The 19,359-nt window shown below is 60.6% G+C and carries 15 protein-coding genes; all 15 read right to left on the reverse strand.

Annotated elements, in window-relative coordinates:
• Nucleotides 1-2: 2 nt before the first annotated feature.
• Nucleotides 3-1,634, reverse strand: a complete 1,632-nt coding sequence (gene pyrG / locus F2S13_RS08225) for a CTP synthase (RefSeq protein WP_166359973.1) — start codon at nucleotides 1,632-1,634, stop codon at nucleotides 3-5.
• Between the two features lie 270 nt (nucleotides 1,635-1,904).
• On the reverse strand, nucleotides 1,905-3,212 hold the full coding sequence (tilS, locus tag F2S13_RS08230) for a tRNA lysidine(34) synthetase TilS (protein ID WP_166359974.1): 1,308 nt from the start codon (nucleotides 3,210-3,212) through the stop codon (nucleotides 1,905-1,907).
• A 157-nt stretch (nucleotides 3,213-3,369) separates the two neighbouring features.
• The gene (locus F2S13_RS08235; RefSeq protein WP_166359975.1) at nucleotides 3,370-4,317 is read right to left on the reverse strand and encodes an acetyl-CoA carboxylase carboxyltransferase subunit alpha; all 948 of its coding nucleotides are present in this window, start codon (nucleotides 4,315-4,317) and stop codon (nucleotides 3,370-3,372) included.
• Between the two features lie 162 nt (nucleotides 4,318-4,479).
• Nucleotides 4,480-8,001, reverse strand: a complete 3,522-nt coding sequence (gene dnaE / locus F2S13_RS08240; protein WP_166359976.1) for a DNA polymerase III subunit alpha — start codon at nucleotides 7,999-8,001, stop codon at nucleotides 4,480-4,482.
• Nucleotides 8,002-8,071: 70 nt separating this feature from the next.
• Complete coding sequence (rnhB, locus tag F2S13_RS08245) at nucleotides 8,072-8,701, reverse strand: ribonuclease HII (protein ID WP_166359977.1); 630 nt, start codon at nucleotides 8,699-8,701, stop codon at nucleotides 8,072-8,074.
• Entirely contained in the window at nucleotides 8,702-9,832 is a 1,131-nt protein-coding gene (lpxB, locus tag F2S13_RS08250) for a lipid-A-disaccharide synthase (protein ID WP_166360176.1), read from the reverse strand. It lies immediately after the preceding gene.
• Complete coding sequence (lpxA, locus tag F2S13_RS08255) at nucleotides 9,832-10,608, reverse strand: acyl-ACP--UDP-N-acetylglucosamine O-acyltransferase (RefSeq protein ID WP_166359978.1); 777 nt, start codon at nucleotides 10,606-10,608, stop codon at nucleotides 9,832-9,834. Before lpxA ends, lpxB begins: the two co-directional genes overlap by 1 nt.
• Complete coding sequence (gene fabZ, locus F2S13_RS08260) at nucleotides 10,605-11,045, reverse strand: 3-hydroxyacyl-ACP dehydratase FabZ (RefSeq protein ID WP_166359979.1); 441 nt, start codon at nucleotides 11,043-11,045, stop codon at nucleotides 10,605-10,607. The genes lpxA and fabZ overlap by 4 nt, the downstream gene beginning before the upstream one ends.
• A gap of 112 nt (nucleotides 11,046-11,157) precedes the next feature.
• Nucleotides 11,158-12,213 carry a UDP-3-O-(3-hydroxymyristoyl)glucosamine N-acyltransferase gene (gene lpxD, locus F2S13_RS08265; protein ID WP_166359980.1) on the reverse strand — a complete coding sequence of 352 codons (1,056 nt, stop codon included), beginning with the start codon at nucleotides 12,211-12,213 and terminating at the stop codon, nucleotides 11,158-11,160.
• A gap of 2 nt (nucleotides 12,214-12,215) precedes the next feature.
• Nucleotides 12,216-12,719 carry an OmpH family outer membrane protein gene (locus tag F2S13_RS08270; RefSeq protein ID WP_166359981.1) on the reverse strand — a complete coding sequence of 168 codons (504 nt, stop codon included), beginning with the start codon at nucleotides 12,717-12,719 and terminating at the stop codon, nucleotides 12,216-12,218.
• A 45-nt stretch (nucleotides 12,720-12,764) separates the two neighbouring features.
• The gene (bamA, locus tag F2S13_RS08275; RefSeq protein WP_166359982.1) at nucleotides 12,765-15,113 is read right to left on the reverse strand and encodes an outer membrane protein assembly factor BamA; all 2,349 of its coding nucleotides are present in this window, start codon (nucleotides 15,111-15,113) and stop codon (nucleotides 12,765-12,767) included.
• A gap of 73 nt (nucleotides 15,114-15,186) precedes the next feature.
• Complete coding sequence (gene rseP, locus F2S13_RS08280) at nucleotides 15,187-16,539, reverse strand: sigma E protease regulator RseP (RefSeq protein ID WP_166359983.1); 1,353 nt, start codon at nucleotides 16,537-16,539, stop codon at nucleotides 15,187-15,189.
• Between the two features lie 57 nt (nucleotides 16,540-16,596).
• Nucleotides 16,597-17,787 (reverse strand): 1-deoxy-D-xylulose-5-phosphate reductoisomerase, encoded by a 1,191-nt coding sequence (ispC, locus tag F2S13_RS08285; protein WP_166359984.1) that lies wholly within the window; start codon nucleotides 17,785-17,787, stop codon nucleotides 16,597-16,599.
• Nucleotides 17,784-18,599, reverse strand: coding sequence for a phosphatidate cytidylyltransferase (locus F2S13_RS08290; RefSeq protein ID WP_166359985.1), 816 nt, complete (start codon nucleotides 18,597-18,599; stop codon nucleotides 17,784-17,786). Before F2S13_RS08290 ends, ispC begins: the two co-directional genes overlap by 4 nt.
• Nucleotides 18,599-19,354 (reverse strand): undecaprenyl pyrophosphate synthase, encoded by a 756-nt coding sequence (gene uppS / locus F2S13_RS08295; RefSeq protein WP_166359986.1) that lies wholly within the window; start codon nucleotides 19,352-19,354, stop codon nucleotides 18,599-18,601. Before uppS ends, F2S13_RS08290 begins: the two co-directional genes overlap by 1 nt.
• Between the last annotated feature and the right edge of the window lie 5 nt (nucleotides 19,355-19,359).

Here is a 19,359-nt window from a genome sequence, read left to right on the forward strand (position 1 = left end):
GGTCAGGCTTTCTGCTGATGTTGAGCCAAAGCGGCCTTGACGAAACCACTGAACAGCGGGTGGCCGTCACGTGGAGTCGAGGTGAATTCCGGGTGGAACTGGCAAGCGACGAACCATGGATGGTCGTTGGCTTCAACCACTTCGACCAGCGCACCGTCACCGGAACGGCCGGAGATCTTCAGGCCGGCTTCCATCAGTTGCGGCAGCAGGTTGTTGTTCACTTCGTAGCGGTGACGATGACGCTCGACGATCACGTCCTTGCCGTAGCAATCATGAACCTTGGTACCGGCTTGCAGTTGGCATTCCTGAGCGCCCAGGCGCATGGTGCCGCCCAGATCAGAAGCCTCGGTACGGGTTTCGACCGCGCCGGTGGCATCTTCCCACTCGGTGATCAGGCCGACGACCGGGTGACCGCAGTTACGATCGAACTCGGTGGAGTTGGCGTCTTTCCAGCCCATGACGTTGCGCGCGAATTCGATCACGGCAACCTGCATGCCCAGGCAGATACCCAGGTACGGAATCTTGTTCTCGCGAGCGAATTTGACCGCAGTGATCTTGCCTTCGACACCGCGCAGACCGAAGCCGCCCGGTACCAGGATGGCATCGACGCCTTCGAGCAGTTCGGTACCCTGGTTCTCGATGTCTTCGGAATCGATGTAGCGCAGGTTGACCTTGGTACGGTTGCTAATGCCGGCGTGGCTCATCGCTTCGATCAGCGACTTGTAGGCGTCCAGCAGCTCCATGTACTTGCCGACCATGGCGATGGTGACTTCGTGCTCGGGGTTGAGCTTGGCGTCGACCACTTTTTCCCATTCGGACAGGTCGGCACCGCCACATTGCAGACCGAAACGCTCGACGACGAAGTCGTCCAGGCCCTGGGCGTGCAGCACGGCCGGGATCTTGTAGATGGTATCGACGTCTTCCAGGGAGATCACCGCACGCTCTTCAACGTTGGTGAACAGCGCGATCTTGCGGCGCGAGGAGACATCGACCGGGTGGTCGGAACGGCAAATCAGCACATCTGGCTGCAAGCCGATGGAGCGCAGTTCCTTCACCGAGTGCTGGGTCGGCTTGGTCTTGGTCTCGCCTGCGGTGGCGATGTACGGAACCAGCGTCAAGTGCATCAGCATCGCGCGCTTGGAACCGACTTCGACACGCAGCTGGCGGATCGCCTCGAGGAACGGTTGCGACTCGATGTCACCCACGGTACCGCCGATCTCGACCATCGCCACGTCGGCGTCGCCGGCACCCTTGATGATGCGGCGCTTGATTTCGTCGGTGATGTGCGGAATCACCTGGATGGTTGCACCCAGGTAGTCACCCCGGCGCTCCTTGCGCAGCACGTGCTCGTAGACACGGCCGGTGGTGAAGTTGTTGTTCTGGGTCATGGTCGTGCGGATGAACCGCTCGTAGTGGCCCAGGTCCAGGTCGGTCTCGGCGCCGTCGTGGGTGACGAACACTTCACCGTGCTGGAACGGGCTCATGGTGCCCGGGTCGACGTTGATGTACGGGTCCAGCTTGAGCATGGTGACCTTAAGTCCCCGCGCCTCCAGGATGGCCGCCAATGAAGCCGAGGCAATGCCTTTCCCCAATGAAGAAACAACACCGCCCGTGACGAAGATGTAGCGCGTCATGAAAAACCCTAGAAGTCTGCGTTAAAGCGGTCAGAGCCGCCGGGGAAAGCGAAGGAAGGCCGAAGCCCCCGATCACCTGCATTGTTCACAGTGCATCTCGAAAAACAGCTGCGTTTGTACAGACCGGGATAAAACGACCCGGTACGGCGCTCGCTACACATTTTTAGAATCGCCCAGCAAAGACTGCTTGGTAATCGGCAACTGCTGCGTTTCAGAAGAATCCACAGAAGTTGTATCAAGAAGGGAGCGTAGTCTACCGGAAACGGCCTTTCATCTCAAACGTTGCTCGCTCGTCGGTGGCTTCCAGTGCAATTGCCAGTCCTGCTCCCCTGTTCCAGGCAGGTTTGCCACGGCCTGCAACTGACCGTCACGGTACAGCAGCGGTAACCGGGCGCGGGCAAACAGGGGCAGGCCCCATTCATTGAGCAGGCGCTTGAGGTCGCGCTGCCCGCGCTGTGCTTGTAACAGTACTTCACCACCCTGCCGGTACCGAATTTCGTAGCGACCCTGCGGCAAAATACCGCTGAACCATAGCGTGCCATTGCCTGGAAGCAACAGAGGCTGCGAGGGATCGGGCCAGTCAAGCGGGCTGCCTGGAGGTTGCAGCCAGACGCCGGACAACCACCAGAGACGCCCGCCGGCACGGTGCAGCTCACCATCGGTCAATCGCCAGATCGGCCTGCCCTGCTCGCCGGTATCGCGCAGATTGTCCCAACCCACCCAGTGCCGGCTGTCGGGAAGGCGCGTCCAGGCACTGAGCCAGTACTGCAAAGCATTGCGTTGACGAGCCGGCGACAACTGCTGCAAGGGTGCCAGCGCCAACGATGGCAGGGCCAGCCAGGCAAATTCAGTCGAAGTCGACGCGGCGCCCAGATCCTGCTCGGCCACTTCATCGAGCAAGCCCTGGGCTTCGCTCAAATGCCCTGCACTGCGGGCCATATTCGTCGCCGCCTGCGACCACCGTTCCGCGAGCGCAGGAAATATCTGGTGACGCAAAAAATTCCGTGAATAACGCGTGTCGGTGTTGGACGGGTCTTCGATCCAGCTCAACGAGTGGGTTCGGGCGTAGTCCAGCAGCTCGCTGCGCGAGACCTCCAGCAGCGGCCGCACCAAGTGTCCCCGACCCAGCGGGCGATGCCCGGGCATCGCCGTCAGGCCACGCAACCCGGCGCCGCGCAGCAGGCGGAACAACAGGGTTTCGGCCTGATCTTCCCGGTGCTGACCGGTCAGCAGCACTTCATCGGCCTGCAGCACCTGCTCAAAGGCCCGGTAACGCGCTTCACGGGCCTGTTGTTCCACGCTGGCGCCAGCCTCGACCTGAACCTGAACGACCTGCAACGGCAGGTGCAGCGCCGCACAGAGTGCACGGCAGTGATCAGGCCAGGCGTCGGCGGCGGCTTGCAGGCCGTGATGGACGTGGATGACGTGCAAGGGGGGTAATGGGTGCTGTTGGGCCAGGTCGGCCAGGAGGTGGAGCAGGACGGTGGAGTCCAGGCCGCCGGAGAGGGCGATGTGCCAGGCCGGGGCGTTGCGCCAGGGGGCCAGGGCGGTTAGCAGGTGGTTGTGGAGGGTTTGCATGGGGCGGGTACCGTTGCGAGCGCTGCGCGCTCGATCGCTGGCAAGCCAGCTCCCACAGGTTTTTGCGGTGTTCGCATGATCTCTGTGGGAGCGGCGGTGCGACGACTCGACTTGCCCGCGATCAAGGTCCGAAGGACCTTGCGCTCAAAGCATCAAATCAGAGACCGTAGCTCATCAAACGCTCATAACGGCGCGCCAGCAGCGCTTCGTTGTCGAACTTCTTGAGCATGGCCAGCTGCGAAGACAGCTCCTGGCGAATCGCGGCAGCAGCAGCGGCCGGGTCGCGGTGGGCGCCGCCCAGTGGCTCGTTGATGACCTTGTCGACGATACCCAGGTTCTTCAGGCGCTCGGCCGTGATACCCATGGCTTCGGCGGCATCGGCTGCCCGCTCGGAAGTCTTCCACAGAATCGACGCGCAGCCTTCCGGAGAAATAACGGCGTAGGTGGAGTACTGCAGCATGTTCAGCTGGTCGCACACACCGATCGCCAGCGCACCGCCGGAACCGCCTTCACCGATAACGGTAGCGATGATCGGGGTTTTCAGGCGGGCCATGACGCGCAGGTTCCAGGCAATCGCCTCGCTCTGGTTGCGCTCTTCGGCATCGATGCCCGGGTAGGCGCCCGGGGTGTCGATGAAGGTCAGGATCGGCATCTTGAAACGCTCGGCCATTTCCATCAGACGGCAGGCCTTGCGGTAGCCCTCAGGACGCGGCATGCCGAAGTTGCGGCGGACTTTCTCGCGCACCTCACGACCCTTCTGGTGACCGATCACCATCACCGGCTGGTCTTCCAGACGGGCAACGCCGCCGACAATGGCCGCATCGTCGGAAAAGTGCCGATCACCGTGCAGCTCATCGAACTCGGTGAAGATGTGGTTGATGTAGTCCAGGGTATAGGGACGACGCGGATGGCGCGCCAGGCGCGCAATCTGCCAACTGGTCAGGTTGCCGAAAATACTCTCGGTCAGCGTGCTGCTCTTGTCTTGCAGACGAGCGATCTCATCGCCGATGTTCAGCGAGTTATCGTTGCCGACCAGGCGCAGCTCTTCGATCTTGGCTTGCAGGTCAGCAATCGGCTGTTCGAAATCAAGAAAATTCGGGTTCATAGGCATCCGTCTTGGGTCGACGGCCAAGCGGCCGGCCGGTTGATCCGTTTGGCGCCCTACCATAAGGGATCAGGCGCATTCAGGTCGAGATTAATAAATCACAGTTAAAAACCCCACCCCCGTAAAAGCCCTCATTGAAGGCATTCTGGCCAAGGGTGTGGCTCAACGATATTGCAAAAAGACGTTCTCACGGCCGAACTGGTCACGCAGCGCTTGAATCAAGCTGTCGGCCGGGTCGATTCGCCACCCCTCGCCGAACTGCAGCAACGCCTTGGCGTCGGGCCCGGTGTACTCCATGGTGATCGGACAGGCACCCCGGTGGCGCTTGAACAATTCGCCCAGCCAGGACAACCGATCCCCCTTGAGCGCCTCGGTATGCACCTTCAACCGCAGGCTTTCTGCCAGGTTGGTACGCGCATCTTCCATACTCATCACCCGCTTGACCCGCAGGCGCAGGCCACCGGAGAAGTCATCATTGCTGACTTCGCCTTCGACCACCACCATGGCATCGGTCTGCAGCAGGGACTGGGCCGAATGGAATGCATCGGCGAACAGCGACGCCTCGATCCTTGCCGAGCGGTCATCCAGGGTGATAAAGCCCATCTTGTCGCCCTTTTTGTTCTTCATCACGCGCAGCGCAATGATCATGCCCGCCACGGTCTGGGTATCGCGGGCCGGCTTTAGGTCGATGATACGCTGACGAGCAAAACGGCGAATCTCGCCTTCATATTCGTCGATCGGGTGACCGGTCAGGTAGAGGCCCAGGGTTTCCTTCTCGCCGCGCAGGCGCTCCTTGAGGGTCAGCTCCTTGGCCTTGCGATGGTTGGCGTAGACGTCGGCATCTTCTTCGACGAACAAACCGCCGAACAGGTCGCTGTGGCCACTGTCATGGGTACGGGCTGTCTGTTCCGCCGCCTTGATCGCCTCTTCCATCGCCGCCAGCAATACGGCCCGGTTGCGGTCGATATTGGCCTGGTAGGCCTTGGGCTCGTCATGGAAATGCGGCCCGAGGCGATCCAGCGCGCCGCTGCGGATCAAGCCATCGAGGGTACGCTTGTTGATGCGCTTGAGGTCGACACGTGCGCAGAAGTCGAACAGGTCCTTGAACGGTCCTTCCTGACGGGCCTCGGTGATGGCTTCCACCGGACCTTCGCCGACACCCTTGATTGCGCCCAGGCCGTAGACGATCCGGCCTTCGTCGTTCACCGTGAACTTGAACTCGGAGGTATTCACGTCCGGCGCATCGAGGCGCAGCTTCATGGTGCGCACTTCTTCGATCAAGGTCACGACCTTGTCGGTGTTGTGCATATCCGCCGAGAGTACCGCGGCCATGAATGGCGCCGGATAGTGCGCTTTCAGCCAGGCGGTCTGATAGGAAACCAGGCCATAGGCAGCCGAGTGGGATTTGTTGAAGCCGTAGCCGGCAAACTTTTCCACCAGGTCGAAGATGTTACCCGCAAGGTCTGCATCGATATTGTTGTTGGCACAACCTTCGATGAAGCCACCGCGCTGCTTGGCCATCTCCTCGGGCTTTTTCTTGCCCATGGCGCGACGCAGCATGTCCGCGCCGCCGAGGGTGTAGCCGGCCATGACCTGGGCGATCTGCATCACCTGTTCCTGGTACAGGATGATGCCGTAGGTCGGCGCCAGCACGGGCTTGAGGCCATCGTACTGGTAGTCGGGGTGCGGATAGGCAAGCTCGGCGCGACCGTGCTTGCGGTTGATGAAGTCGTCCACCATGCCCGATTGCAACGGGCCCGGACGGAACAGCGCCACCAGTGCGATCAGGTCTTCCAGGCAGTCGGGCTTGAGCTTCTTGATCAGCTCCTTCATGCCGCGCGATTCAAGCTGGAACACCGCGGTGGTTTCAGCTTTCTGCAGCAGACTGTAGGTCGGCTTGTCGTCCAGCGGAATGAAGGCGATATCCAGTGGTTCTTCGCCGACCTTGGCCCGGTCGCGGTTGATGGTCTTCAGGGCCCAGTCGATGATGGTCAGGGTCCGCAGACCCAGGAAGTCGAACTTGACCAGGCCCGCAGCTTCGACGTCGTCCTTGTCGAACTGGGTGACCAGGCCGCCGCCTTCCTCATCGCAATAGATGGGCGAGAAGTCTGTCAGCTTGGTCGGCGCGATTACCACGCCACCGGCGTGCTTGCCGACGTTTCGGGTGATGCCTTCGAGCTTGCGCGCCATCTCCCAGATTTCCGCGGCCTCTTCGTCGACCTTGAGGAAGTCACGCAGGATTTCCTCCTGCTCAAAGGCTTTTTCCAGGGTCATGCCGACTTCGAAGGGAATCATCTTCGACAGGCGGTCCGCCAGGCCGTAGGACTTGCCCTGCACCCGCGCCACGTCACGAACCACAGCCTTGGCGGCCATGGAACCGAAGGTGATGATCTGGCTCACCGCGTTGCGGCCGTACTTCTCGGCCACGTAGTCGATGACCCGGTCGCGACCGTCCATGCAGAAGTCGACGTCGAAGTCGGGCATCGAAACCCGTTCCGGGTTCAGGAACCGCTCGAACAGCAGGTCGTACTCCAAAGGATCGAGGTCGGTGATCTTCTGTACGTAGGCCACCAGCGACCCGGCACCCGACCCCCGGCCAGGACCGACCGGTACGCCGTTGTTCTTGGCCCACTGGATAAAGTCCATCACGATCAGGAAGTAACCGGGGAACCCCATCTGGATGATGATATCCAGCTCGAAATTCAGCCGGTCGACATACACCTGGCGCTTGGCCTCGTAGTCTTCGGTGGTATCTCTGGGCAGCAGCACGCTGAGGCGCTCTTCCAGGCCATCGAAGGACACCTTGCGGAAATATTCATCGATGGTCATGCCATCGGGGATCGGGTAGTCGGGCAGGAAGTGCTTGCCCAACTTGACGTCGATATTGCAGCGTTTGGCAATCTCGACGGTGTTTTCCAGGGCTTCGGGCAGGTCACTGAACAGCTCGGCCATCTCGGCCGGGCTTTTCAGGTATTGCTGGTCACTGTAGTTTTTCGACCGGCGCGGGTCGTCGAGGGCGCGGCCTTCACCGATGCAGACGCGCGTCTCATGCGCCTCGAAGTCTTCCTGCTTGATGAAGCGTACGTCGTTGGTAGCGACCAGCGGCGCACCGACCTTGTCGGCCAGGGCCACGGCCGCATGGAGGTATTCTTCATCGTTGGTGCGGTTGGTGCGCTGGATCTCGACATAGAAACGGTCGGGGAAAATCGCCATCCATTCGCGCAGGAGCGCTTCGGCGTCGTCCGGATTGCCACCGAGCAGTGTCATGCCGATGTCACCCTCCTTGGCCGCAGACAAGGCAATCAAGCCTTCGCTGGCGGGCGGGATCCAGTCCTTGTCGATAATCACCTGGCCATTGCGCTGACCTTCGATGAAACCACGGGAAATCAGCTCGGTCAGGTTACGGTAGCCCTGGGCATTCATGGCCAGGAAACTGATGCGACTGAGCGGCGCCTCGGGGTCGCGGTTGGCCAGCCACAGGTCGGCACCGCAGATCGGCTTGATCCCGGCACCCATTGCGGTCTTGTAGAACTTGACCAGCGAACACATGTTGTTCTGGTCGGTGACGGCCACCGCCGGCATGTTCATCCCGGCCAGGGCCTTGACCAGCGGCTTGATCCGCACCAGACCATCGACCAGCGAATATTCGGTGTGCAGGCGTAGATGAACGAAAGAAGCCGACATGGTGATCCTATAGGTGCCAAAAACAACAAGGCCCGGATTGTACCGGGCCTTGATAAAAACATCAGCCAGCTCAGGCTAGCGTAAAACCGGAATCCAACTGCTCACGCGCCTCATAAGCGGCCCGCACGGGACCAAACGAGCGTCGGTGAATCGGTGTCGGCCCCAGGCGGGACAAGGCTTCCAGATGAACGGCAGTCGGGTAGCCCTTGTGTCCTCCAATGCCGTAGCCCGGATAGATCAATTCGAAAGCAGCCATTTCACGGTCGCGACTGACCTTGGCCAGGATCGAAGCCGCAGCGATGGCAGGCACCTGGCTATCACCCTTGATCACTGGTGCCGAGGGCACCGCCAGTTTCGGGCAGCGGTTGCCATCGATCAACGCCAGTTTCGGCGTGACACTGAGTCCTTCCACCGCACGCTGCATGGCCAGCATGGTGGCATGGAGGATGTTGAGCCGGTCGATTTCCTCGACTTCGGCCCGCGCGATGCACCAGCTCAGGGCTTTTTCGCAGATTTCCTCGAACAGCAGCTCACGCCGTGCTTCGGTGAGCTTCTTCGAGTCGTTGAGCCCGAGAATCGGTCGATTCGGATCGAGGATCACCGCTGCCGTGACAACTGCGCCGCACAACGGGCCACGGCCCACTTCATCCACGCCGGCAACCAGGTCCTCGACCAGGTTGAAGTCCAATCCCATTTGCATCTATCGGTTACTCAGTAAGGCCAGGACCGCTTCGGCGGCCTGGTTGGAGGCATCGCGACGCAAGGTCCGGTGGATCTGGTCGAACCCTTCGGTCTGCTCGACACCCGCTCTGATCAATGGCGCCAATGTCCGGGCCAGTGCATCGGGCGTCGCCGCCTCTTGCAGCAGTTCGGGCACCAGCAGCCTTTGCGCCAGAAGGTTGGGCAAGGACACGTAAGGACTTTTGACCAGACGTTTGAGAATCCAGTAAGTCAGCGGTGCCAGCCGGTAGGCAACCACCATGGGGCGCTTGTAGAGCAGCGCTTCGAGGGTCGCCGTACCCGAGGCAATCAGCACCGCATCGCAGGCCGCCAAAGCCTGGTGCGAGCGGCCATCGAGGAGCGTCAACGGCAGGTCACGCCCGGCGAGCATCTGCTCGAGCTGGGCGCGACGCTCAGTATTGGCGCAAGGCACGACAAAGCGCACGCCCGGCACCATGGCCCGCAGGCGCTCGGCAGTATCGAGAAACAGAGCCCCCAGGCGACCGACCTCGCCGCCCCGACTGCCAGGCATCAAGGCCACCAATGGGCCTTCGGGCAGGTTCAACTCGGCACGGGCCGCGCTACGGTCGGCATCCAGCGGGATGGTATCGGCCAGCGGATGGCCGACAAAACGCACCGGTACGCCCTTCTCTTCGTAGAAGCGCGCCTCGAAGGGAAACAGTGTCAGCATCAGGTCGCAGCCTTCACGGATCTTCAGGACCCGCTTCTGCCGCCAGGCCCAGACCGACGGGCTGACGTAGTGCACGGTCTTGATGCCGGCACGGCGCAACTGGAGTTCGATGTTGAGGGTGAAGTCCGGCGCATCGATACCGATGAAGACGTCGGGCTTGCGCTCGATCAGCGTCTGTACCAGCAGCTTGCGTCGCTTGAGCAGTTCGCGCAGGCGGCCCAGCACTTCGACCAGGCCCATGACCGCCAGGCGCTCCATGGGAAAGTAGGAGGTCAGCCCCTGTGCCTGCATGAGCGGGCCGCCGACACCAATGAACTCGATATCGGGGTGCCGCTCCTTGAGCGCGCGCATCAGGCCCGCGCCGAGAATGTCGCCGCTGGCCTCACCCGCCACCAGCGCTACGCATAGACCGGCCATGATCAGCGAGTAATGCCGCGGGTCGAATTCTGGATCGACTTGAGAAACACATCGACTTCCGGAAACTGCGACGCCGGCTCTGCCAGATCGGCTATTGCCTGCTCGACCGTCAGCCCCTGGCGATAGACCACCTTGTAGGCACGACGCAATGCGTGGATGGCGTCGTCGCTGAATCCGCGGCGGCGCATGCCTTCGAAGTTCATGCTACGGGCCTCGGCCGGGTTGCCGAAGACGGTGACGAACGCAGGGACGTCCTTGCCGATGGCTGTCCCCATGCCGGAAAAGCTGTGGGCACCGATATGGCAGAACTGGTGCACCAGGGTATAGCCGGACAGGATCGCCCAGTCATCCACATGCACATGGCCCGCCAGGGCGGTATTGTTGACCAGAATGCAATGATTGCCGATGACGCTGTCATGCCCGATATGGGCATAGGCCATGATCAGGTTATGGTCGCCAAGGGTGGTCTCGGAGCGGTCCTGGACGGTACCACGGTGAATGGTCACGCCTTCGCGGATGACGTTATGGTCACCCATGACCAACCGGGTGACTTCGCCCTTGTACTTGAGGTCGGGCGTGTCCTCACCTATCGAGGAAAATTGATAGATGCGGTTGTGCTTGCCGATCCGGGTCGGGCCCTTGAGTATCACGTGTGGCCCGATGATCGTACCCTCGCCGATTTCCACACCCGCGCCTACGATCGACCAAGGGCCGACCTCGACGCCCGGGGCCAGTACGGCCGTCGGATCGATGATTGCGCGAGGGTCAATCAAACTCATAGTTTGCGTTCCGCACAGATGATTTCAGCCGAGCATACCGGCTTGCCGTCCACCGACGCCTGGCATTCGAACTTCCAGATCTGGCGCTTGCAGCTGATGAACTTGGCTTCGAGGATCAACTGATCGCCAGGCGTTACCGGCTGGCGGAAGCGCAGCTTGTCCGAACCCACGAAGTAGTAAAGCGTGCCATCGGCAGGCTTAACGTCGAGCATCTTGAATCCGAGAATACCGGCGGCCTGGGCCATCGCTTCAATGATCAGAACGCCCGGCATGATCGGATGCTGGGGGAAGTGGCCATTGAAGAACGGCTCGTTGATGCTGACATTCTTGTAGGCACGAATGCGCTGCGCCTCGACATCCAGCTCCACTACCCGGTCCACCAACAGGAAAGGGTAACGGTGGGGCAGGTATTCGCGAATCTCGTTGATGTCCATCATTTCAAAGGGAAGCCTGTAGTAAAGATAGGGAGCGCGCACTTTCGCGCAACACTCCTATTGCAAATCAAGGAGGCAGTTTAGCGGCTGAGCACACTTGATATGGAAAATGGTTTCAGCCTTCTGATGAAGCTTTACCGCCCGGGGTCACGGCCTCGACACGTTTTTCCAGCTGTTGCAGGCGTTTCGACATGTCGTCCAACTTGCGAATCCTCGCCGCACTCTTGCGCCATTGCGCCGCTGGCTGCATGGCCGTACCCGAAGAATAGGCGCCCGGCTCGGTAATCGAGTGGGTCACCATGGTCATGCCGGTGACGAACACGCCGTCACAAATATCGATATGACCGACCATGCCGACACCGCCGGCAATGGTGCAATGCTTGCCAATGCGGGTGCTGCCGGAAATCCCGACGCAGGCCGCCATGGCGGTGTGATCTCCGACCTGCACGTTATGTGCGATCTGAATCTGGTTATCCAGTTTGACGCCGTTGCCGATCTGCGTATCGGCCAGGGCTCCGCGATCGATGGCGGTATTCACGCCAATTTCGACATCGTCGCCGACCGTCACGCCGCCGATCTGGGCTATTTTCTGCCACACGCCCTTCTCATTGGCGAAGCCGAAGCCTTCACCGCCAAGCACCGCACCGGACTGGATGACCACCCGCTTGCCGATGCGAACATCGTGATACAGGGTCACACGAGGCGCCAACCAGCCACCTTCGCCAATCACGCAGCGTGCGCCGATAAAGCAATGCGCGCCCACGGTCACACCCGGGCCGACCTGCGCCTTGCTTTCGATCACGGCAAATGCACCGATACTGGCGCTGGCGTCGACCACGGCATCCTCGGCCACTACGGCGGTGGGGTGAATACCTGCTGCAGCCTTGGGCTTGGGATCGAACAGATGAGAAATACGCGCATAGGCCAGATAAGGATCCGGCACAATCAGCGCATCACCGGCGAAGTCCTCGGCATCGGCTGCCTTGAGCAGCACGGCCGCAGCCTTGCTGTCAGCCAGGTACTTGCGATACTGGGGATTTGCCAGAAAGCTCAGTTGAGCCGGGCCGGCCTCCTGCAGAGTGGCCAGCCCAGTGATGTCCTTGTCCGCCGGGCCACGCAAGATGGCGCCGAGGAATTCGGCCAACTGGCCGAGCTTCAGGGTCAGAGTCATGATCAGCGCGACTGATTCATGCGCTCGATGACCTGGCGAGTGATGTCGTATTGAGGCTTGACATCAACCACTGCGCCACGCTCGAACACCAGGTCGTAGGCACCTTTCTTGATGACTTCTTCCACGGCGCTATCCAGTTTCGGCTTGAGCTGCTTGAGCATTTCACGGTCGGCAACAGCCTTGGCTTCGTTCAGCTCCTTGGACTGGAACTGGAAGTCACGGGCCTTTTGCTTGAATTCAAGCTCCAGGCGCTCACGCTCAGGCTGGGCCATCTTGTCGCCACCGCTGACCAGACGATCCTGAATACCCTTGGCGCTGCTTTCCAGGGTCTTGAGCTTGGTCAGCTGTGGGCCGAACTTCTTCTCGGCGTCCACTGCGTATTTCTTCGCCGCGTCCGATTCGAGCAAGGCCATCTGATAGTTCAGAACGGCAATTTTCAGCTCCGCGAAGGCCGGAGTCGCGACCAGGGCCGCAGTCAGAAGAACCAGTTGAGTCAACTTACGCACGATGCACTCCTACAGAATTCGTTGTTATTAGCTTGGGTCAGACGCTTAGAAGGTTTGACCGAGAGAGAATTGGAACACCTGGGTATCGGCGTCGTCCGGCTTCTTGATTGGCGTTGCCAGGCTGAAGCTCAACGGGCCCAGTGCCGTGATCCAGGTCACGCCCACGCCCACGGAACTGGCCATGTCCGAGAAGCTGACGCTCGAGCAGTCCGGCTGCGAGCCGCAATTGGAGTCGAACACGTTACCCACGTCCCAGAAGACAGAGGTCCGCAGGGAGCGCTGATCCTTGACGAACGGCATCGGGAACAGCAATTCCACACCGCCCTGGACCAGTACGTTACCACCGAAAGGTAGCGGATCTTGATCCGGGTCGAACTGAGTGCCCGGGTTCTTGCCCGTACTCGGCGTACTGCGTGGCCCGAGACTGCTGTCCTTGAAACCGCGAACCGAATTGAAACCACCGGCAAAATAGTTCTCGTAGAACGGCAGGCCCGAGGTCGAACCATAACCATCACCATAACCCAGCTCAGTGTGCAGGCGCATGGTGTACTTGTCATTCAGTGGCTGGAACACCTGGCCACGGTAGTCGAGCTTGAAGAACGACAGGTCGCTGCCCGGGGTCGTGGTTTCCAGCACCAGGCTTTGCGAGTGACCGCGGGTGGCCAGCACGCCCTTGTTCAGGGTCGATTCAGACCAGCCGGCGGACGCCTTGAAGTTCAGGTAACTGTCGCCTTCCTGATTGATGAAGTTGAAAATCTCATCGACGGTGAAGACACCGGTCTTGATCTTGTCCTGCTGTGCGGTCAGACCGAAGGTCAGGCGCGAGGTCTCGCTGATCGGGTAGCCGACGCTGACACCCGCCCCCATGCTGTCTACCGCATAGCTGGCCACGTCGACATCGAGGTCGTTGTAGTCGGTGGTGCGATAGAACGCGTTGTAACCCAGGCTGACGCCATCGGCGGTCCAGTAGGGGTCGACGAAGCCGAAGTTGTAGCGGCTCTGGTATTGGCTCTTGGTCAGGCCGATCGAAACCTTGTTACCGGTACCGAGGAAGTTGTTCTGGCTGATCGAACCACCGAGGATCAGACCTGCGCTCTGGGCGAAACCGACGCTGGCGGTAATCGAACCCGAGGCCTGCTCTTCAACGCTGTAGTTCACATCGACCTGGTCGTCGGTACCCGGAACGGCTGGCGTTTCGACGTTCACTTCCTTGAAGAAGCCCAGGCGCTCCAGACGGGTCTTGGACTGGTCGATCAGGTAAGTCGATGCCCAGCCACCTTCCATCTGACGCATTTCGCGGCGCAGTACTTCGTCTTCGGTCTTGGTGTTGCCACGGAAGTTGATACGGTTGACGTAGGCACGCTTGCCCGGATCGACCACGAAAGTGATGTCGACGGTGTGATCTTCGTTATGCGGCTGCGGCACGCCGTTGACGTTGGCGAAGGTATAGCCCTCGTTACCCAGGCGACGGGTGATCAGCTCGGAGGTGGTGGTCATGACCTTGCGCGAGAACACCTGGCCCGGCTTGACCAGCAGCAGCGACTTGATCTGGTCTTCCGGTACCTTGAGGTCACCGGAGAGCTTCACGTCGCGAACGGTGAATTTGTCGCCTTCGTTGACGTTGACCGTGATGTACACGTTCTTCTTGTCAGGCGTGATCGATACCTGGGTCGAGGCGATATCCATGTTGATATAGCCGCGGTCCAGATAGTAGGAACGCAGGCGTTCCAGGTCACCGGAGAGCTTTTCACGGGCGTACTTGTCGTCGTTCTTGAAGAACGACAGCCAGTTGGTGGTCTTGAGCTCGAACAGGTCGATCAGGTCTTCTTCGGGGAAGACGGTGTTGCCGACAATGTTGATGTGCTGGATGGCCGCAACGGTGCCTTCGTTGATCTTGACCTTCAGGGCAACACGGTTGCGCGGCTGCGGGACCACTTCGGTGTCCACGGTGGCCGAATAACGGCCCTGAGCGACGTACTGGCGCTGCAGTTCATTACGAACGCCTTCAAGGGTCGCACGCTGGAAGATTTCACCTTCGGCCAGGCCGGATTGCTTCAGACCTTTCATCAGGTCTTCGGTCGAGATCGCCTTGTTGCCTTCGATTTCGATACTTGAGACCGATGGGCGTTCGACTACAGTAATGATCAGGACGTTGCCTTCGCGACTCAGCTGGATATCCTGGAAGAAGCCGGTCTTGAACAACGCACGTGTGGATTCCACCAGGCGTCGATCATCCGCTTCATCACCGACATTCAACGGCAAGGCGCCAAAGACACTGCCGGGGGATACCCGTTGCAGGCCATTGACGCGAATATCGGAGATGGTGAAGGACTCGGCGTGAACTTCAGCGATCATCAGTACGGCGAGAACCGCAGTTAGCAGCAGACGTTTCATGAAGTCCTTTCTTATTCCAACTGGCAATAAACAAACTGCCGCAAAATGCGGCAGGTTCGCTTTGAGCGAAGCTTTACAGTCGACCCAAATCGTTTATCAGGGCAAGCAGCATGACCCCTACCACCAAACTGATACCGATCTGGACCCCCCAACCCTGTACCCGATCCGACAACGGACGACCCCGCGCCCATTCGATCAGGTAAAACAGCAAATGCCCCCCATCCAGTACAGGAATGGGCAGCAAATTAAGAACCCCCAGGCTAATGCTCAGGTAGGCGAGAAAATTCAGAAAATCCCCAACGCCGGACTGGGCCGAAGCGCCCGCCACTTTAGCAATGGTTATCGGTCCGCTCAAGTTTTTTACCGACAGCTCGCCGAACAGCATTTTCTTCAGCGAGTCGAGGGTCAGGACACTCATGGTCCAGGTACGCTGGAACCCTTCGCCGATGGCAGCCACCGGACCGTAACTCACTTCGCGGAGCATGCCAGGTGGCCATTCGACAGCCTTGACCCCGGCGCCGAGGTAACCACTCGCTGCCTTGCCTTCGCCACGGCTGGCGAGGGTCAGCGAAACATCGATTGGCGCGCCGTCACGATCGATCTTGAAAGCGACCTTGCTGCCAGGATGGGCACGAACCGTATCGACCACCTGCTGCCAATCGGTCAAGGCCACACCGTCGAGGCTCAGCAGCCGGTCGCCGGTCTTGAGCCCGGCAGCCTGCGCCGGACCTTTGGGATCCAGCTCGGCGAGTACCGGCGCCAGCGCGGGACGCCAGGGGCGAATGCCCAGGGAGCGAATCGGATCCGGTTCGTCGGCGCCCTTGAGCCAGTTGTTCAGGGTCAACTGGTGCGAGACGTCTGCTGTCGAACCTTCGTCGCGGACCGTCACCTGCAGAGCGCCGCTCTCACCAAGGCGGCGAACCAGCTGCAGGTTGACTTCGGCCCATCCAGTGGTGGCCTTGCCATCAACTGAAACAATTTCCTGACCGGCACTGAGCCCTGCGACAGCGGCCATACTGCCGCTTTCCACCTCGCCGATGACCGGACGCACCTGCTGAGTGCCGAGCATTGCCAGCACCCAGAAGAACACCAGGGCCAGCAGGAAGTTGGCGATGGGACCCGCCGCGACGATGGCAATGCGCTGGCGCACCGACTTGCGGTTGAATGATTGGTCGAGCTGGTCGGCCGGCACTTCGCCTTCACGCTCGTCGAGCATCTTCACGTAGCCGCCCAGCGGAATCGCCGCCACGACATATTCGGTGCCCTGGCGGTCGCGCCAGCGCAGCAGGGGCATGCCAAAGCCCACGGAAAAACGCAGAACCTTGACACCACAACGGCGTGCCACCCAGAAGTGACCGAATTCGTGAAAGGTGACCAGCACACCCAATGCCACCAGGGTGCCGATAATCATGTAGAGCGCACTCATGTCTTTCTCCGAATAACTTCCACCGGACCCAGGCTGCCTGCGCTCACGCGCAGCGCCCTAGCGCCCGTGACGACTCAACCATTGTCCGGCCAGCTGCCGTGCCTTGGCATCTGCAGCGAATACCGCATCCAGTCCTTCGACTGCAACGACAGGCTCAAGGTTGAGCACTTCTTCGATAATACTCGGGATCTCCGGGTAGCGGATGCGCCGCTCGAGAAATGCCTCCACGGCAATCTCGTTAGCCGCATTGAGCATGGCCGGGGCACTGTTGCCCGCCTCGGCAGCCTGACGCGCCAGGCGCAGGCAAGGGAAGCGCTGTTCGTCCGGTGCCTGGAAGTCCAGCCGGGCAATGGCAAACAGATCCAGCGGGGCCACACCGGAGTCGATCCGCTGCGGCCAGGACAGGGCATGGGCGATCGGTGTACGCATGTCGGGATTGCCCAACTGCGCCAGGACCGAACCGTCGACATAATCGACCAATGAATGAATCACGCTTTGTGGATGCACCACCACCTCGACCTGGGATGGCCGGGCATCGAACAGCCAGCAGGCTTCGATCAGTTCGAGCCCCTTGTTCATCATGCTCGCCGAGTCGACCGAGATCTTGCGCCCCATGGACCAGTTCGGGTGGGCACAGGCCTGCTCCGGCGAAACATTGGCCAGCTCCGCCAGCGGGGTTTCCCGAAAGGGACCTCCCGAGGCAGTCAACAGGATACGCCGCACGCCGACATTACCCAGACCACGGGAAAAGTCTCCGGGCAAGCACTGGAATATGGCGTTGTGCTCGCTGTCGATGGGCAGCAACACCGCACCACTGCGATGAACGGCCTGCATGAACAGGGCGCCGGACATCACCAGCGCCTCCTTGTTGGCGAGCAGTATCTTCTTGCCCGCCTCGACAGCCGCCAGGGTTGGCCGCAAGCCCGCTGCGCCGACGATCGCGGCCATCACGGTGTCGACTTCGGGGGCGGCAGCGACCTGGCACAAGCCTTCCTCGCCCACCAGCACTTCGGTTGCAAGGCCCGCTTCACGCAAATTCGCCTGCAAATCGACAGCCGCTGCCGCATGCGGCACGACAGCGAAGACCGGCGCATGGCGCACGCACAATGCCAGCAATTCAGTCAGACGCGAGAAACCACTCAGGGCAAACACCTGATAGCGATCAGGATGCCGCGCAATGACGTCGAGCGTACTCAGGCCAATGGAACCGGTGGCCCCCAGTACGGTGACTTGCTGAGGCTTACTCACATTGCACCCCAATTCGCAGCCCAGAGCAGCACCGCAAACACGGGAATGGCCGCAGTCAGGCTGTCGATGCGATCGAGCACACCGCCGTGACCCGGCAGCAGATTGCTGCTGTCCTTGATTCCCGAACGGCGCTTGAACATGCTTTCAGTCAGGTCACCGACCACCGATGCCAGCACGACCACCGCAGCGCCGAACAAGCCCTGGAGCAGATTCGCAGCACTCCAGTCGCGGTGCACCGCAACCACCGTGGTGATGACCAGGCTCAGTATCAACCCGCCATACAGGCCTTCCCAGCTCTTGCCCGGGCTGACTTGAGGCGCCAGCTTGCGCTTGCCGAAGGCCTTGCCGGAAAAGTACGCACCGATATCGGCGCCCCAGACCAGGACCATGACCGCCATGATCAACCAGTTGCCCAGTTGCCACTGCTTGATCAATACCAGCCCTTGCCAGGCCGGCAGCAGGATCAGGAGTCCGATCAACAACTTGCAGGCGGCACTGGACCACTTTTCGCTGGTACCCGGGTAAGTCAGCACCAGATAGGTCGCCGTCAGCCACCACAGGACGGACGCCCCCAACACCCAGGGCGCCAGTTCAGGCAGAAGATGCAGCAAAAACAGCAAAACCGCGATGATCGCGGCATAACCGGTTCGAAAGGACTGCGATTCGAATCCAGCCAGACGCGCCCATTCCCAGGCACCGAGGGTCACCACCAGGCCGATGAACAAGGCAAACCCTGCACCTTCCAGAAGGAAGAAACCACACAGGGCGATCGGCAACAGAATCAACGCGGTGATGATTCTTTCTTTAAGCATTAAGCACGAGCTCCAGATTCGACCTGCTCGCTCGTTTTACCGAAACGACGCTGACGCGAAGCAAAATCGGCCAGCGCCTTGCGCATGGCCTCGTGTTTGAAGTCAGGCCAGTACAGATCGCTGAAGTACAACTCGGCATAGGCCAGCTGCCACAGCAGGAAGTTACTGATGCGGTGCTCGCCACCGGTACGGATGCACAGATCGGGCAACGGCAGGTCGCCGGTTGCAAGACAGGTCTGCAGCAGTTCCGGGGTAATGTCTTCAGGCCGCAAATGGCCGGCCTGCACTTCCCGGGCGAGTCGCTGCGCAGCCTGGGCGATATCCCACTGACCACCGTAGTTGGCGGCGATTTGCAGGATAAAGCCCGTATTGCCGGCAGTCAGCGCTTCGGCTTCGCGCATGGCCGCCTGCAACTCCGGATGAAAGCGCGAGCGATCCCCGATAATTCGCAGGCTGATATTGTTCTCGTTCAAGCGCCTGGCTTCACGCCGCAACGCCGAGAAGAACAACTCCATCAAGGCGCCGACCTCATCGACCGGGCGCTGCCAGTTCTCGCTCGAAAACGCGAACAGGGTCAGCACCTCGACCTTGGCCTTGGCACACACCTCGATGACCGCCCGCACCGCATCCACACCCGCCTTGTGCCCGGCAACGCCAGGCAACAGGCGCTTCTTCGCCCAGCGATTGTTCCCGTCCATGATGATCGCGACGTGGCGAGGTACCGAAGGCGGCACAGCCTGCTTAGTCTTTTCCATGAAAG

The organism is Pseudomonas akapageensis (assembly GCF_011355085.1).
GTDB classification, from domain to species: domain Bacteria; phylum Pseudomonadota; class Gammaproteobacteria; order Pseudomonadales; family Pseudomonadaceae; genus Aquipseudomonas; species Aquipseudomonas akapageensis.